This window comes from Pseudomonas sp. IT-P258 (assembly GCF_949767825.1).
In the GTDB taxonomy this organism is placed as follows: Bacteria; Pseudomonadota; Gammaproteobacteria; order Pseudomonadales; family Pseudomonadaceae; genus Aquipseudomonas; species Aquipseudomonas monachiensis.
The window spans coordinates 30,366-46,527 of record NZ_CATKPU010000018.1 but is presented as its reverse complement, the minus strand read 5'-3'; the positions used below and the strand labels follow the sequence as shown (position 1 = coordinate 46,527).

Below are 16,162 nucleotides of genomic sequence, written 5' to 3'. Positions count from 1 at the left end.
TGCGAAGCGCGCGTCAGTAGCGGAGCTTGCTTCAGAGGGTAGTTAATTGAACGATATGGCAAAGAATCTGATCCTGTGGTTGATCATCGCGGCTGTCCTGGTGACGGTGATGAACAACTTCTCCAGCCCTAACGAGCCGCAGACCCTCAACTATTCCGACTTCATCCAGCAGGTCAAGGATGGCAAGGTCGAGCGCGTGGCGGTTGATGGCTACGTGATTACAGGCAAGCGCAACGATGGCGACAGCTTCAAGACCATTCGTCCCGCGATCCAGGACAACGGCCTGATCGGTGACCTGGTGGATAACCACGTCGTGGTCGAAGGCAAGCAGCCTGAACAGCAATCCATCTGGACTCAGCTTCTGGTCGCCAGCTTCCCTATCCTCGTGATCATCGCCGTATTCATGTTCTTCATGCGGCAGATGCAGGGCGGTGCCGGTGGCAAGGGCGGGCCGATGAGCTTCGGTAAAAGCAAGGCGCGCCTGCTCTCGGAAGATCAGGTGAAAACGACCCTGGCTGACGTCGCCGGTTGCGACGAAGCCAAGGAAGAAGTCGGCGAGCTTGTCGAGTTCCTGCGTGATCCGGGCAAGTTCCAGCGCCTGGGTGGCCGCATTCCTCGCGGTGTGCTGATGGTCGGTCCACCGGGTACTGGTAAAACCTTGCTGGCCAAGGCCATCGCTGGCGAAGCCAAAGTACCGTTCTTCACCATCTCCGGTTCCGATTTCGTCGAAATGTTCGTCGGTGTTGGTGCCAGCCGTGTTCGCGATATGTTCGAACAGGCCAAGAAGCACGCTCCATGCATCATCTTCATCGACGAGATCGACGCCGTTGGTCGCCATCGTGGTGCTGGCATGGGTGGTGGTCATGACGAGCGCGAGCAAACGCTCAACCAGTTGCTGGTTGAGATGGACGGCTTTGAGATGAATGACGGCATCATCGTGATTGCCGCGACCAACCGTCCTGATGTACTGGACCCTGCGTTGCTGCGTCCGGGCCGTTTCGACCGACAGGTTGTGGTCGGTCTGCCGGACATCCGTGGTCGCGAACAGATTCTCAAGGTTCACATGCGCAAAGTGCCGATGGGTGACGACGTCGCCCCGGCCGTGATCGCTCGTGGTACTCCAGGCTTCTCCGGTGCTGACCTGGCCAACCTGGTGAACGAGGCGTCGTTGTTCGCTGCCCGTGCCGGCAAGCGCATCGTCGAAATGAAAGAGTTCGAACTGGCGAAAGACAAGATCATGATGGGTGCCGAGCGCAAATCCATGGTCATGTCCGAGAAAGAAAAACAGAACACGGCTTATCACGAAGCGGGCCACGCCATCGTGGGTCGTGTCGTGCCTGAGCACGATCCGGTGTACAAGGTGTCGATCATCCCGCGCGGTCGTGCGCTGGGTGTGACCATGTTCCTGCCGGAAGAAGACCGCTACAGCCTGTCCAAGCGCGCACTGATCAGCCAGATCTGCTCGCTGTACGGCGGTCGTATCGCTGAAGAAATGACCCTGGGCTTCGACGGCGTGACCACCGGTGCCTCCAACGACATCATGCGCGCCAGCCAGATTGCGCGGAACATGGTGACCAAGTGGGGTCTTTCGGAAAAACTCGGTCCGTTGATGTACGCCGAAGAAGAGGGTGAAGTGTTCCTCGGTCGCGGCGGTGGCGGTCAGGGTGCAAGCTTCTCTGGTGAGACAGCCAAGCTGATCGACTCCGAAGTGCGCAGCATCATCGATCAGTGCTACGGCACGGCGAAGCAGATTCTCACGGACAACCGTGACAAGCTCGATGCGATGGCCGATGCCTTGATGAAGTACGAAACCATCGATGCCGAGCAGATCGACGACATCATGGCGGGTCGTTCGCCTCGCGAGCCGCGCGACTGGTCGGGTGGCACGGGCACTTCCGGTACCCCGCCGGCGGTGCAGGATGAGCGTCCGGAAACACCGATCGGTGGTCCTGCTGCTGACGTATAAGGTTTGAAATGACTTCTGTTCAGTCCTCGACCCGGTTGCCTTGCGGCAACCGGGTTCTTGATTTGGCCCAGACGCATGTCATGGGTATTCTCAATGTCACTCCTGATTCTTTCTCCGATGGCGGCCAATATAGCCAGCTCGACGCGGCCATGCGCCACGCCGAAGCCATGGTGGCGGCCGGCGCGACGCTGATCGATGTCGGTGGCGAGTCCACCCGTCCCGGTGCCAGGGTCGTATCGCCACTCGAAGAGCTGGAGCGCGTAGCCCCCATCGTCGAGCGCATCAGTCGCGAGCTGGATGTGATCATATCGGTCGATACCTCAACGCCAGCCGTCATGCGTGAAGCTGCGCGCCTGGGTGCCGGGTTGATCAATGACGTACGTTCGTTGCGTCGTGATGGTGCTCTGGATGCAGCGGCAGCCACCGGGCTTCCGGTTTGTCTGATGCACATGCTGGGCGAGCCGGGCGATATGCAGGACAATCCGCAGTATCAGGACGTTACAAGGGAGGTCGGAGAGTTTCTCGCCGAGCGCATGCATCAGTGTTCATTGGTGGGTATTCCCGCTGAACGGGTCATTCTTGACCCCGGCTTTGGCTTCGCTAAAACCTTGCAGCACAATCTAAGCTTGTTCAAACATATGGAGGCCTTGCATGCCTTGGGGCGGCCCCTGTTGGTCGGGGTTTCTCGAAAGAGCATGATTGGTCAGGCGTTGAGTCGTCCGGTGGGGGACCGACTGTATGGCGGTTTGGCGCTCGCGGCGCTGGCTTTGGCGAAAGGTGCGCGTATATTGCGCGTCCATGATGTAGCCGAAACAGTGGATGTGGTGCGGATGATCGCCGCAGTGGAATCAGCCGAATAAGAATGATGGAGCACTTATGAGCAAAAAATATTTTGGCACCGATGGTATTCGTGGACGTGTTGGTCAATACCCGATTACCCCTGATTTCATGCTCAAGCTCGGCTGGGCTGCTGGCATGGCTTTCCGCAAGATGGGCGCCTGCAAGGTGCTGGTCGGCAAGGACACCCGAATTTCCGGCTACATGTTTGAGTCGGCGCTTGAAGCAGGGCTGACGTCGGCAGGTGCCGATGTGATGCTGCTGGGGCCTATGCCGACTCCGGCAATCGCCTATCTGACGCGTACTTTCCATGCCGAGGCAGGCATCGTCATCAGTGCGTCGCACAATCCGCATGATGATAATGGCATCAAGTTCTTCTCCGGCAAGGGCACCAAGCTCCCGGATGAAGTCGAACTGATGATCGAAGAGTTGCTCGATACGCCGATGACCGTGGTTGAGTCGAGCAAGATCGGCAAGGTTTCGAGAATCAACGATGCGTCGGGGCGCTATATCGAATTCTGCAAGAGCAGCGTGCCGACCGGCACCAGCTTCACGGGCCTGAAGATCGTCATCGACTGCGCTCACGGCGCGACCTACAAAGTGGCGCCGAGCGTGTTCCGCGAGTTGGGCGCTGAAGTCGTCGTGCTGTCGGCGCAACCCAATGGATTGAACATCAACGACAATTGCGGTTCGACCCATATGGGGCCGTTGCAGGCTGCCGTCGTGGCTGAGAAGGCCGATCTGGGCATTGCTTTCGATGGCGACGGTGACCGCGTCCAGATGGTCGATCACACCGGTGCGGTGGTGGATGGTGATGAGCTGCTGTTCATCATTGCCCGTGACCTGCATGAGCGCGACAAGCTTCAAGGCGGCGTGGTCGGAACCTTGATGAGTAACCTGGGGCTGGAACTGGCCCTGGCTGACCTGGGTATTCCATTGGTGCGCGCCAACGTCGGTGACCGCTATGTCATTGCCGAACTGCTGGAGCGCAACTGGATCGTGGGTGGTGAAAACTCCGGGCACATCGTGTGCTTCAGTCACACCACCACCGGTGATGCAATCATTGCGGCGCTTCAGGTGTTGATGGCGCTGCGATCGCGTGACGAAAGTCTGGCGCAATCCCGGCAGGCGCTGCGCAAGTGCCCTCAGGTGTTGATCAATGTGCGATTCGGTGGCGGCGCAAGCCCTCTTGATCATCCGTCGGTCAAGGAAGCCAGCGAGCGGGTGACCAAGGCCATGGCGGGTCGCGGGCGTGTGCTGTTACGCAAGTCAGGAACCGAACCGCTGGTGCGTGTGATGGTCGAAGGCGAAGACGAAACGCAGGTTCGTGGCTATGCCGAAGAGCTGGCAAAACTGGTTACTGAAGTTTCTGCCTGAATTCGGCTTGCCAGCCATGATTGTGTTGGGTAACATCTGCGCCCACTTTGACCGACGAGGTACAGCATGCGTCGCCCTATGGTAGCTGGTAACTGGAAGATGCACGGTACCCGCGCCAGCGTCGCTGAGCTGATCAACGGCCTTCGTGACTTGGCGTTGCCGAGCAGTGTTGATGTCGCGGTATTCCCGCCTTTGCTGCATATCAATCAAGTGATTGATGGCCTGGAAGGAAAGTCGATTTCGGTCGGCGCGCAGAATTCTGCGGTGGAATCCGGACAAGGTGCGTTGACCGGTGAAGTTGCACCGAGTCAGTTGGTGGATGCAGGTTGTTCCCTGGTACTTGTCGGGCACTCCGAACGCCGCCAGATCATGGGCGAGCAGGACGCAGTGCTGATCCGCAAGTTCGCAGCGGCACAGGCATGTGGCTTGATTCCGGTGTTGTGCATAGGGGAGACCCTTGAGCAGCGTGAAGCCGGAAAAACTCTTGAGGTTGTCTCGCGTCAGCTGGGCAGTATCATCGAGGAGCTGGGTGTTGGTGTCTTTGCCAAGGCAGTGATCGCTTACGAGCCGGTCTGGGCCATTGGCACCGGGCTGACTGCAACGCCACAACAGGCGCAGGATGTGCATGCAGCCATTCGCGTCCAGTTGGCGGCAGAGAATTCTGAAGTCGCACAAGGTGTGCGGCTTCTATACGGCGGCAGCGTGAAGGCGGCCAATGCGGTCGAACTGTTCGGCATGCCGGATATCGATGGGGGTCTCATTGGTGGGGCTTCCCTGAATGCAGATGAGTTCGGTGCGATCTGTCGCGCCGCGGGAAACTGAAAAAATGCTGGAAACAGTCGTAGTCGTTTTTCATCTGCTGGGTGCATTGGGCGTAGTAGCTCTGGTTTTGCTGCAGCAGGGTAAAGGTGCGGATGCTGGCGCGTCTTTCGGAGCAGGTGCTTCAAATACTGTGTTCGGAAGCCAAGGTTCCTCTACCTTTCTTAGTAAGTTTACTGCTATACTTGCCGCAGGTTTTTTCATAACCAGCTTGGGGTTAGGTTACTTTGCTAAAGAGAAGGCTCACCAGCTGACTCAAGTAGGTCTCCCAAATCCAGCGGTACTGGAAGTTCCAAAGCAACAACCGGCTTCTGATGATGTCCCGGTGCTTCAAGAGCAAAAGTCGGCTACTCCAGCGACTGACGTGCCTCCAGCTCAAGAGCAGAAGTAAGAAGGGTTTCAAACGTAGTATTGCCGAGGTGGTGGAATTGGTAGACACGCAACCTTGAGGTGGTTGTGCCCATAGGGTGTAGGGGTTCGAGTCCCCTTCTCGGTACCAATTAGTCAGGAGAGCCCGCTGTTGCGGGCTTTCTTGCAGGTGGAAGGTTACATTGACCCTGTAGGGGATCGGTCGTATACTTCCGCCCCAGCTTTGTCGCGGGGTGGAGCAGTCTGGTAGCTCGTCGGGCTCATAACCCGAAGGTCGTCGGTTCAAATCCGGCCCCCGCAACCAGTTTAAGGAGCCCCTTTTAAGGGGCTTTTTGTTAGCTGGACACTTTCAACGCCGCTGTTCGACGGCGTTTCAAGGATGGGCGTTTCGCCCATTTTTTTATTTTGCATAGCATGCACATACATGCACTAGGGGGTTCAGGTGTCGAGCAAGCTAGAAGAGTTGCAGGCCTTGCTGGCCCCGGTGGTCGTGGCCCTAGGCTATGAATGCTGGGGTATCGAGTTTTCGGCTCAGGGTCGTCACTCGATGTTGCGCGTTTATATCGATAAAGAAGGCGGCGTGCTGGTGGACGATTGCGCCATCGTCAGCCGTCAGATCAGCGGTGTGCTGGATGTTGAAGATCCAATCTCCGTTGAGTACACCCTTGAAGTTTCCTCGCCTGGCATGGAACGCCCTCTGTTCACTCTTGAGCAGTTTGCAAAATTTGCCGGTGAACAAGTGAAGATCAAGCTGCGCTCGCCTTTTGAAGGACGACGCAACTTTCAGGGCCTTCTGCGCGGCGTAGAAGAGCAGGATGTCGTGGTGCAGGTAGATGACCATGAGTTCCTGTTGCCGATCGATATGATCGACAAGGCCAACATTATTCCCAGTTTTGACTGAGGCGTGCCAGATACTGCGGATCCCGCGGATCCAATGGCTTGCGAAAGGCGAGGCGTACGATGAGCAAAGAAGTACTGCTGGTTGTTGAGTCGGTATCCAATGAAAAGGGCGTACCGGCAAACGTGATTTTTGAAGCGCTGGAGCTGGCCCTGGCCACTGCTACCAAGAAGCGTTTCGAAGACGAAGTTGATCTGCGTGTGGAAATCAACCGCCACACGGGTGCATACGAGACATTCCGTCGCTGGACGGTCGTCGAAGAAGCAGACCTGGACGATCCGGCCATCGAAACCTGGCCGAGCAAGGTTGCCGAAACGCATCCTGGTGCCAAGGTCGGTGACGTCGTAGAAGAGAAGATCGAGTCCATCGAGTTCGGCCGCATCGCTGCACAGACTGCCAAGCAGGTCATCGTGCAGAAAGTTCGCGAAGCCGAGCGCGCTCAGGTTGTTGACGCTTACCGCGAGCGCCTGGGTGAAATCATCTCCGGCACCGTGAAAAAAGTCACCCGCGACAACGTGATCGTTGATCTGGGCAACAACGCTGAAGCGTTGCTGGCCCGTGAAGACATCATTTCTCGCGAAACTTTCCGGGTTGGCGTGCGTCTGCGTGCGCTGCTCAAGGAAATCCGCACCGAGAACCGCGGCCCGCAGCTGATCCTGTCGCGTACCGCGCCGGAAATGCTGATCGAGTTGTTCCGCATCGAAGTGCCGGAAATCGCCGAAGGCCTGATCGAAGTAATGGCTGCGTCCCGCGACCCGGGTTCGCGCGCCAAGATCGCGGTCCGCTCCAAGGACAAACGCATTGATCCGCAAGGCGCTTGCATCGGTATGCGCGGTTCGCGCGTCCAGGCAGTGTCCGGCGAGTTGGGCGGTGAGCGTGTGGACATCGTCCTGTGGGACGATAACCCGGCTCAGTTCGTGATCAATGCAATGTCGCCGGCTGAAGTGGCGGCAATTATCGTTGACGAAGATGCCCATGCAATGGACATCGCCGTTGGCGCAGACAATCTGGCTCAGGCCATCGGTCGCGGTGGTCAGAACGTGCGTCTGGCCAGCCAGTTGACTGGCTGGACCCTGAACGTGATGACCGAATCGGACATCCAGGCTAAGCAGCAAGCAGAAACCGGCGACATCCTGCGCAACTTCATCGACGAGCTGGAAGTCGACGAAGACCTGGCACAGGTGCTGGTAGATGAAGGCTTCACCAGCCTGGAAGAGATTGCCTACGTACCGTTGGAAGAAATGCTCAACATCGACGGCTTTGACGAAGAAACCGTCAACGAGCTTCGCGCTCGTGCCAAGGATCGTTTGTTGACCAAAGCCATCGCTACTGAGGAAAAGCTGGCAGACGCCCATCCGGCCGAAGACCTGCTCTCGCTTGAGGGTATGGACAAGGATTTGGCGATGGAACTGGCGGTGCGCGGCGTAATTACCCGCGAAGACCTGGCCGAGCAGTCTATTGACGACCTGCTCGACATCGACGGCATTGACGATGATCGTGCCGGCAAGTTGATCATGGCCGCCCGAGCCCACTGGTTCGAGTAATTAGGCGCGGCCTGAGGAGAGAAGTGCATGACGCAAGTCACGGTGAAACAACTGGCCGATGAGGTCAAAACACCGGTAGAGCGCCTGTTGCAGCAGATGCGTGAGGCAGGTCTGCCGCACACCGCCGCCGAAGAACATGTGACTGACAGTGAGAAGCAATCGTTGCTGACTCACTTGAAAAGCAGCCACAAGGCGAAAGTGGAAGAACCACGCAAGATTACGCTGCAGCGTAAAACCACCAGCACCCTGCGTGTTGCTGGCAGCAAGAGCATCAGCGTTGAAGTACGCAAGAAGAAGGTCTTCGTACAGCGCAGCCCGGAAGAAATCGAAGCCGAGCGCAAGCGTGAACTGGATGAACGTCGCGCAGTAGAAAATGCTGCTCGTCAGAAGGCTGAAGAAGAAGCCAAGCGTCGCGCCGAAGAAGAAGCGCGTCGCCAGCCTGCTGCTGCGTCGACCGCTCAAGCCGTACCTGTTGCAGCGCCTGCTGCGGTGGCCGAGCCAGTTCGCGAAAGCGCACCGGTTGTGGCGGCTGCTCCAGCGCCTGCGGCCGATACCCGCAAGCGTGACGAACAGCGCCGTCCGGACAAGCCACGTGCCGACGACAGCAATCGTCGCGGTAGCGGCGATGGCGAGCGCAAAAACGCTCCGCATCGTGCTTCGGTCAAGGAAAAGGCTCCGGCTCCACGTGTTGCCCCACGTACTACCGACGAAGAAAGCGATAGCTTCCGTCGTGGTGGTCGCGGCAAGGCCAAGCTGAAGAAGCGCAACGCCCACGGTTTCCAGAGCCCTACCGGCCCTGTCGTGCGCGAAGTGAAGATCGGCGAAACCATCACTGTTGGCGATCTCGCCCAGCAGATGTCGGTGAAGGCTGCTGAAATCATCAAGTTCATGTTCAAACTGGGTACTCCAGCGACCATCAACCAGGTACTGGATCAGGAAACTGCCCAGTTGGTTGCCGAAGAGCTGGGCCACAAAGTGACCCTGGTCAGCGACACCGCCCTGGAAGACTCCCTGGCCGAGTCCCTGAAGTTTGAAGGCGAGGCAGTTTCCCGTGCACCAGTCGTGACCGTAATGGGCCACGTTGACCACGGTAAGACTTCCCTGCTCGACTACATCCGTCGTGCCAAGGTTGCTGCTGGCGAAGCCGGTGGTATCACCCAGCACATCGGCGCATACCACGTTGAAACCGACCGTGGCATGGTGACGTTCCTCGACACCCCTGGTCACGCTGCGTTTACCGCAATGCGTGCCCGTGGTGCCAAGGCGACCGACATCGTGATCCTGGTGGTTGCAGCGGACGACGGCGTGATGCCGCAGACCATTGAAGCTGTCCAGCACGCGGTAGCGGCTGGTGTGCCACTGGTTGTTGCAGTGAACAAGATCGACAAGCCAGGTGCTGACCTCGATCGCATCCGTAGCGAACTGTCGGTTCACGGCGTGACGTCGGAAGAGTGGGGTGGTGACACTCCGTTCGTACCGGTCTCGGCGAAGATGGGTACTGGCGTCGACGAACTGCTCGAAGCCGTATTGCTGCAAGCCGAAGTCCTGGAACTGACTGCAACTCCTTCGGCTCCTGGCCGTGGCGTTGTGGTTGAGTCCCGTCTGGACAAGGGCCGTGGCCCGGTGGCTACCGTTCTGGTTCAAGACGGTACCCTGCGCCAAGGCGACATGGTCCTGGTCGGTTCGAACTATGGCCGTGTACGTGCCATGCTCGACGAGAACGGCAAGCCAATCAAGGAAGCCGGTCCGGCCATCCCTGTCGAGATCCTCGGCCTGGACGGTACCCCGGATGCTGGCGACGAGATGAGCGTGGTTGCCGACGAGAAGAAAGCCCGTGAAGTGGCTCTGTTCCGTCAAGGCAAGTTCCGCGAAGTCAAGCTGGCCCGTGCTCACGCCGGCAAGCTGGAAAACATCTTCGAAAACATGGGTCAGGAAGAGAAGAAGACGCTCAACATCGTCCTCAAATCCGACGTCCGTGGTTCGCTGGAAGCGTTGAACGGTGCCTTGAACGGCCTGGGTAACGACGAAGTGCAAGTGCGTGTAGTGGGTGGCGGTGTCGGTGGTATCACCGAATCCGACGCCAACCTGGCACTGGCCTCCAACGCTGTACTGTTCGGCTTCAACGTGCGTGCCGATGCCGGCGCGCGCAAGATCGTCGAGCAGGAAGGTCTGGATATGCGTTACTACAACGTGATCTACGACATCATCGAAGACGTCAAGAAAGCCCTGACCGGTATGCTCGGCAGCGATGTTCGCGAGAACATCCTGGGTATCGCCGAAGTGCGTGACGTGTTCCGTTCGCCGAAGTTTGGCGCGATCGCCGGTTGCATGGTTATCGAAGGTGTTGTGCACCGTAACCGTCCGATCCGTGTACTGCGTGAAGACATCGTTATCTTCGAAGGCGAGCTGGAATCCCTGCGCCGCTTCAAGGATGACGCATCCGAAGTACGTGCCGGCATGGAATGCGGTATCGGCGTGAAGAGCTACAACGACGTCAAGGTCGGTGACAAGATCGAAGTCTTCGAGAAGGTGCAGGTTGCTCGCAGCCTCTAATTCGCGCACTTCAGGAGCCGTGACGGGGCGTCGCATGCAAATGCGCAGCTCGTCACCAGGACTCTAAACGCAACGCCCGGTCTGGCTTTTGTCAGGCCGGGCGTTTGCCGCTTTCAGACCTTACGGGTTTCACCGTGGGGCAGTAACAGGTAACAAGACATGGCAAAAGAATATAGCCGTACCCAACGCATCGGCGATCAGATGCAGCGCGAGCTTGCACAACTGATCCGTCGTGAAGTCAAAGACCCGCGCGTCGGCCTGGTCACCATTACCGCAGTGGAAGTCAGCCGTGACGTCGGTCACGCCAAGATCTTCATCACCGTGATGGGGCAGGACAGCGCCGAAGAAATTGCACAAAGCATCAAGGTGCTCAACTCCGCCGCCGGTTTCCTGCGTATGCAGCTGGCTCGCGAGATGAAACTGCGCAGCGTTCCACAGCTGCACTTCCACTACGACGAAAGCGTCGTGCGTGGTGCGCATCTGTCGGCATTGATCGAGCGCGCAGTGGCTGAAGACAATCAGCATCCGGTTGCGGCAGAAGCCGAAGACACCAAGGAGTAATCGGTGGCTCAGGTCAAACGTATCCGTCGTAACGTCAGCGGCATTATCCTTCTCGACAAGCCGCTGGGGTTCACCTCCAACGCGGCCTTGCAGAAGGTTCGCTGGTTGCTGAACGCCGAAAAGGCAGGTCATACCGGCAGTCTCGATCCCTTGGCCACCGGCGTGTTGCCGCTGTGCTTTGGCGAGGCCACCAAGTTCTCACAATACCTGCTCGACTCCGACAAGGGTTATGAAACCCTGGCGCAACTGGGCAAGACCACCACCACGGCGGATGCCGAGGGTGAAGTTTTGCAGGAACGCCCGGTGACCGTTGGTCGCCCCGATATCGAGGCTGTACTGCCGAAATTTCGTGGGCAAATCAGTCAGATACCGCCGATGTACTCGGCGCTCAAGCGTGATGGCCAGCCGCTGTACAAGCTGGCTCGTGCAGGCGAAGTAGTGGAGCGCGAACCGCGTTCTGTTACTATTACGCGCTTGGAATTACTGGCCTTCGAAGGTGATACTGCGCGGCTGGCGGTGGATTGCACTAAAGGCACCTATATCCGCACCCTGGTGGAGGATATCGGTGAGCAACTCGGTTGTGGCGCTTACGTTGCAGAACTGCGACGTACCCAGGCCGGGCCATTCACCCTGGCGCAGACGGTTACCCTCGAAGAGCTGGAAGCGGTACATGCCGAAGGCGGCAACGAAGCGGTCGATCGCTTCCTGATGCCATCGGACAGCGGCCTGCTGGATTGGCCACTGTTGCAGTTCTCGGAAGCGAGTGCGTTCTACTGGCTCAACGGCCAGCCGGTACGTGCCCCGGATGCTCCGAAGTTCGGCATGGTGCGGGTACAGGATCACAATGGTCGTTTCATCGGTATCGGTGAAGTGAGCGAAGACGGGCGCATCGCGCCGCGTCGACTGATTCGGTCAGAATGACCGAAACCAGTCTGTGTAACAGCAGACTGGCGAGGGTGGCTGTCAACAGGCACGGTCACTACTCATTTTTAGATACAGGGATTTGTCCCTGGCCTGTTGAAACTGTTTTTCGACAAACAGTTTCCTGATAAAAGGATTGCCTCATGGCTCTCGACGTTCAAGAAAAAGCTCAAATCGTAGCTGACTACCAGCAAGCTGTTGGTGACACCGGTTCGCCAGAAGTGCAAGTTGCACTGCTGACCGCCAACATCAACAAACTGCAAGGTCACTTCAAGGCCAACGGTAAAGACCACCACTCCCGTCGTGGTCTGATCCGCATGGTTAACCAGCGTCGTAAGCTGCTGGACTACCTGAAAGGCAAGGATCTGGGTCGCTATCAGACTCTGATCGGTCGCCTGGGTCTGCGTCGCTAATAAGCGATTGCGCTAGAGGTTGGTTGTCTGTCGTGCACCAGCGGGTTTCCCGTTGGCGCATGGCAGGCTCCCAGCCTCAAGTTTTATCTGGATACCTGCTTTGCCTGAGTAGCACCTGGACAAACCGGTCGGGCCGACTCCCGACATTGCCCAAGAATTTCGCAAGAAACCAGTTCCCCCAAGAGCCACAAAGAAGGTAGGACACCGTGAACCCGGTAATCAAAAAATTCCAGTTCGGTCAGTCGACCGTTACCCTCGAGACTGGCCGTATCGCCCGTCAGGCCTCCGGCGCAGTATTGGTCACCGTTGACGACGACGTCAGCGTATTGGTGACCGTAGTCGGTGCAAAACAAGCCGATCCAGGCAAGGGCTTCTTCCCTCTGTCTGTTCACTACCAGGAAAAGACTTACGCTGCCGGTAAGATCCCTGGCGGTTTCTTCAAGCGCGAAGGCCGTCCTTCCGAGAAAGAAACCCTGACTTCCCGACTGATCGACCGTCCGATCCGTCCGCTGTTCCCCGAAGGCTTCATGAACGAAGTGCAGGTTGTCTGCACCGTCGTTTCCACCAGCAAGAAGACCGATCCGGACATCGCTGCGATGATCGGTACCTCGGCTGCTCTGGCAATCTCCGGCATTCCTTTCGATGGCCCGATCGGCGCTGCCCGCGTTGCCTTCCACGAAAGCACCGGCTACCTGCTGAACCCGACCTACGAGCAACAGGCTGCCTCGAGCCTGGACATGGTCGTTGCCGGTACTTCGGACGCCGTGCTGATGGTTGAATCGGAAGCCAAAGAGCTGACCGAAGACCAGATGCTGGGCGCGGTACTGTTTGCTCACGACGAGTTCCAGGTTGTGATCAACGCCGTCAAGGAACTGGCCGCTGAAGCTGCCAAGCCGACCTGGACCTGGGCACCTGCGCCAGAAGCCACCGAACTGCTGGGCGCTATCCGTGCCGAGTTCGGCGAAGCGATCTCCCAGGCCTACACCATCACCGTCAAGGCCGACCGTTACGCTCGCCTGGGCGAGTTGAAGGACCAGGTCGTTGCCAAGCTGTCCGGTGAAGAAGGCCAGCCTTCTTCCAGCGAAGTCAAAGCGGCTTTCGGCGAAATCGAATACCGCACCGTTCGCGAAAACATCGTTAACGGCAAGCCACGTATCGACGGTCGCGACACCAAGACCGTACGTCCGTTGAACATCGAAGTCGGTGTTCTGCCAAAGACCCACGGTTCGGCTCTGTTCACTCGTGGCGAAACCCAGGCTCTGGTCGTTGCAACACTGGGTACTGCCCGTGACGCACAACTGCTGGACACCCTGGAAGGCGAGAAAAAAGACCCGTTCATGCTGCACTACAACTTCCCTCCGTTCTCGGTAGGCGAGTGTGGTCGCATGGGTGGTGCTGGTCGTCGCGAAATCGGTCACGGCCGTCTGGCCCGTCGTTCGGTTTCGGCCATGCTGCCTGCCGCTGACGTGTTCCCGTACACCATCCGTGTTGTGTCGGAAATCACCGAATCCAACGGTTCGAGCTCGATGGCTTCCGTTTGTGGCGCTTCCCTGGCCCTGATGGACGCTGGTGTGCCAATGAAGGCGCCGGTTGCCGGTATCGCCATGGGTCTGGTTAAAGAAGGCGAGAAATTCGCCGTCCTGACCGACATCCTGGGTGACGAAGACCACCTGGGCGACATGGACTTCAAGGTAGCGGGTACCGCCAAAGGCGTCACCGCGCTGCAGATGGACATCAAGATCAAGGGAATCACCGAAGAGATCATGGAAATCGCTCTGGGCCAAGCCCTGGAAGCGCGCCTGAACATCCTCGGCCAGATGAACCAGATCATTGGCCAGTCGCGTACCGAATTGTCGGCCAACGCTCCGACCATGATCGCGATGAAGATCGACACCGACAAAATCCGTGACGTCATCGGTAAAGGCGGCGCGACCATTCGTGCGATCTGTGAAGAAACCAAGGCTTCGATCGACATCGAAGACGACGGTTCGATCAAGATCTTCGGCGAAACCAAGGAAGCGGCGGAAGCTGCTCGTCAGCGCGTTCTGGGCATCACCGCTGAAGCCGAGATCGGCAAGATCTATGTCGGTAAGGTTGAGCGCATCGTCGACTTCGGCGCATTCGTCAACATCCTGCCGGGCAAGGACGGTCTGGTTCACATCTCCATGCTGAGCGATGCTCGCGTTGAGAAAGTGACCGACATCCTGAAAGAAGGCCAGGAAGTGGAAGTACTGGTACTGGACGTGGACAACCGCGGCCGTATCAAGCTGTCCATCAAAGACGTGGCGGCAGCCAAGGCTTCGGGCGTTTAATCAAGCCTCACGCCTGACCGCTTCAACGTTATAAAAAATGCCCCGCAGTGAAAGCTGTGGGGCATTTTTTTGTCGGCAGGAAATTGAGACGTTCCGGAAGTTGCCTGCCCCTGAAGTCAGTGCTAGGTTTAGCCCACCGCCCGTGTAGCTCAGCCGGTAGAGCAGCGCACTCGTAACGCGAAGGTCGCAGGTTCGATTCCTGTCTCGGGCACCAGCAACACTTGTTTTCAGATGATCCCGAATGGTTCTGAAGGCCAGAAAAACCATGCTTGATACGGTTTTTTTGCGTCAGAGAGATCCTTGATGATCCAGATCCATCTTCCATTCCCCAGATCAACGAGAACGCCATGACAATAAAAGAATTGACCCAAGAAGCCCGACACGAAGAAGCACTGAAAAAGTACGTGCTGGATGTGCCGGATCTGATGGAGGAGATCAAGGACCTGAGTCCCGATGATCAGAAAGACCAGATTCAATGGGCTTTCGAGGACGAGGCGGAAGCCCAGGGCCTGCAGCCGTGGGAGCTGACGCTCAAGTACACCTCAACGCCGGAAGAATACGAAGCAGAACGCCTGAAGCTGCACAAAGAAGCGGCCGAGGTGTTGGGCGTCGAGTGGGAAGAGTACTGCGAGATGAACAATCTGGTGGTCTGACAAAAAACGCCAGCCTTGAAGAGGCTGGCGTTTTTCATGCGGCGCGGCGCGATCAGAGGCTCAGTCGCATCGACAGGTCTACCGCCTTCACATCCTTGGTCATCGCACCAATCGAAATATAATCCACCCCGGTTTCGGCGATGGGCAGCAACGTATTTTCGTTGATCCCGCCGCTGGCCTCCAGCTTGGCCTTGCCGGCGTTCAGGCGCACGGCTTCGCGCATGTCGTCCAGGCTCAGTTCGTCGAGCATGATGATGTCGGCACCGGCCGCCAGCGCTTCTTTCAATTCATCCAGGCTTTCCACTTCAATCTCGACCGGTTTGCCCGGGGCGATCTTGTGCGCGGCGGCGATGGCCTGCGCGATGCCGCCGCTGGCGGCGATGTGGTTTTCCTTGATCAGGAAGGCGTCATACAGGCCGATGCGGTGGTTATGGCAACCGCCGCAGGTTACGGCGTACTTTTGCGCCAGGCGCAGCCCCGGCAGTGTTTTGCGGGTGTCCAGCAGCTTGACCTGAGTCTCGGCCACGAAGTCCGCCAGGTATTGCGCACGGGTCGCCACGCCGGAGAGCAGTTGCAAGAAGTTGAGGGCGCTGCGTTCGCCGGTCAGCAGCGAACGTGCAGGGCCTTCGAGGTGGAACAGCACCTGATTGGGTGTCACCCGTTCACCGTCGGCAACCTGCCAGTGCACCGCCACCCGTGGGTCCAGTTGCCGAAACACGTTATCCACCCAGGCGGTGCCGCTGATGACGGCCGCATCGCGGGTAATGATGGTGGCTTTGGCCAGGCGTTCGGCCGGGATCAACTGTGCGGTGATGTCGCCGCTGCCGATGTCTTCACGCAACGCACGGCGCACGTTGGCTTCGATTTCGGCGGTCAGATCGGCGAGACGTAGATTCGGCATAACGGACTCCACAAACAAAGTGGCTCGATTATAGGGCC

14 protein-coding genes and 3 tRNA genes are annotated in these 16,162 nt (G+C 58.1%); 16 read left to right on the top strand and 1 reads right to left on the bottom strand.

Annotation, left to right across the window (positions count from 1 at the left end; translation table 11 throughout):
• Nucleotides 1-55: 55 nt before the first annotated feature.
• The 16 genes from ftsH (at nt 56) to ACM6G4_RS06285 (ending at nt 15,223) form a co-directional block, all read left to right on the top strand.
• Nucleotides 56-1,966, top strand: a complete 1,911-nt coding sequence (gene ftsH, locus ACM6G4_RS06360) for an ATP-dependent zinc metalloprotease FtsH (protein ID WP_056728235.1) — start codon at nt 56-58, stop codon at nt 1,964-1,966.
• Nucleotides 1,967-1,974: 8 nt separating this feature from the next.
• Nucleotides 1,975-2,826 carry a dihydropteroate synthase gene (gene folP / locus ACM6G4_RS06355; protein WP_056728237.1) on the top strand — a complete coding sequence of 284 codons (852 nt, stop codon included), beginning with the start codon at nt 1,975-1,977 and terminating at the stop codon, nt 2,824-2,826.
• A 16-nt stretch (nt 2,827-2,842) separates the two neighbouring features.
• On the top strand, nt 2,843-4,180 hold the full coding sequence (glmM, locus tag ACM6G4_RS06350; protein ID WP_056728239.1) for a phosphoglucosamine mutase: 1,338 nt from the start codon (nt 2,843-2,845) through the stop codon (nt 4,178-4,180).
• A 66-nt stretch (nt 4,181-4,246) separates the two neighbouring features.
• Nucleotides 4,247-5,002, top strand: coding sequence for a triose-phosphate isomerase (tpiA, locus tag ACM6G4_RS06345; protein WP_414913285.1), 756 nt, complete (start codon nt 4,247-4,249; stop codon nt 5,000-5,002).
• Nucleotides 5,003-5,006: 4 nt separating this feature from the next.
• Nucleotides 5,007-5,390, top strand: coding sequence for a preprotein translocase subunit SecG (gene secG, locus ACM6G4_RS06340; RefSeq protein ID WP_017336473.1), 384 nt, complete (start codon nt 5,007-5,009; stop codon nt 5,388-5,390).
• 22 nt (nt 5,391-5,412) lie between these two features.
• Nucleotides 5,413-5,498: transfer RNA gene (locus tag ACM6G4_RS06335), tRNA-Leu, on the top strand.
• A 97-nt stretch (nt 5,499-5,595) separates the two neighbouring features.
• Nucleotides 5,596-5,672, top strand: a tRNA-Met gene (locus ACM6G4_RS06330).
• Nucleotides 5,673-5,810: 138 nt separating this feature from the next.
• A complete protein-coding gene (rimP, locus tag ACM6G4_RS06325) occupies nt 5,811-6,269 on the top strand; it encodes a ribosome maturation factor RimP (RefSeq protein WP_007915250.1) in 459 nt (152 codons plus the stop codon).
• A 59-nt stretch (nt 6,270-6,328) separates the two neighbouring features.
• Nucleotides 6,329-7,810: a transcription termination factor NusA gene (nusA, locus tag ACM6G4_RS06320; protein ID WP_007900474.1), complete on the top strand. Its 1,482-nt coding sequence runs from the start codon at nt 6,329-6,331 to the stop codon at nt 7,808-7,810.
• A gap of 27 nt (nt 7,811-7,837) precedes the next feature.
• Nucleotides 7,838-10,363, top strand: coding sequence for a translation initiation factor IF-2 (gene infB / locus ACM6G4_RS06315; RefSeq protein WP_056728243.1), 2,526 nt, complete (start codon nt 7,838-7,840; stop codon nt 10,361-10,363).
• Nucleotides 10,364-10,522: 159 nt separating this feature from the next.
• A complete protein-coding gene (gene rbfA / locus ACM6G4_RS06310; RefSeq protein ID WP_007973108.1) occupies nt 10,523-10,924 on the top strand; it encodes a 30S ribosome-binding factor RbfA in 402 nt (133 codons plus the stop codon).
• A 3-nt stretch (nt 10,925-10,927) separates the two neighbouring features.
• Nucleotides 10,928-11,845, top strand: coding sequence for a tRNA pseudouridine(55) synthase TruB (gene truB, locus ACM6G4_RS06305; RefSeq protein WP_056728245.1), 918 nt, complete (start codon nt 10,928-10,930; stop codon nt 11,843-11,845).
• 143 nt (nt 11,846-11,988) lie between these two features.
• Nucleotides 11,989-12,258, top strand: a complete 270-nt coding sequence (gene rpsO, locus ACM6G4_RS06300) for a 30S ribosomal protein S15 (protein WP_015093441.1) — start codon at nt 11,989-11,991, stop codon at nt 12,256-12,258.
• 206 nt (nt 12,259-12,464) lie between these two features.
• Nucleotides 12,465-14,570, top strand: coding sequence for a polyribonucleotide nucleotidyltransferase (pnp, locus tag ACM6G4_RS06295; RefSeq protein ID WP_007915263.1), 2,106 nt, complete (start codon nt 12,465-12,467; stop codon nt 14,568-14,570).
• A 138-nt stretch (nt 14,571-14,708) separates the two neighbouring features.
• Nucleotides 14,709-14,784 (top strand) — tRNA-Thr (locus tag ACM6G4_RS06290).
• Nucleotides 14,785-14,917: 133 nt separating this feature from the next.
• Nucleotides 14,918-15,223 (top strand): DUF6388 family protein, encoded by a 306-nt coding sequence (locus tag ACM6G4_RS06285; RefSeq protein WP_056728247.1) that lies wholly within the window; start codon nt 14,918-14,920, stop codon nt 15,221-15,223.
• 52 nt (nt 15,224-15,275) lie between these two features.
• Here ACM6G4_RS06285 and nadC read toward each other — a convergent pair whose 3' ends face one another.
• The gene (gene nadC, locus ACM6G4_RS06280; protein WP_056728249.1) at nt 15,276-16,124 is read right to left on the bottom strand and encodes a carboxylating nicotinate-nucleotide diphosphorylase; all 849 of its coding nucleotides are present in this window, start codon (nt 16,122-16,124) and stop codon (nt 15,276-15,278) included.
• Nucleotides 16,125-16,162 lie beyond the last annotated feature (38 nt).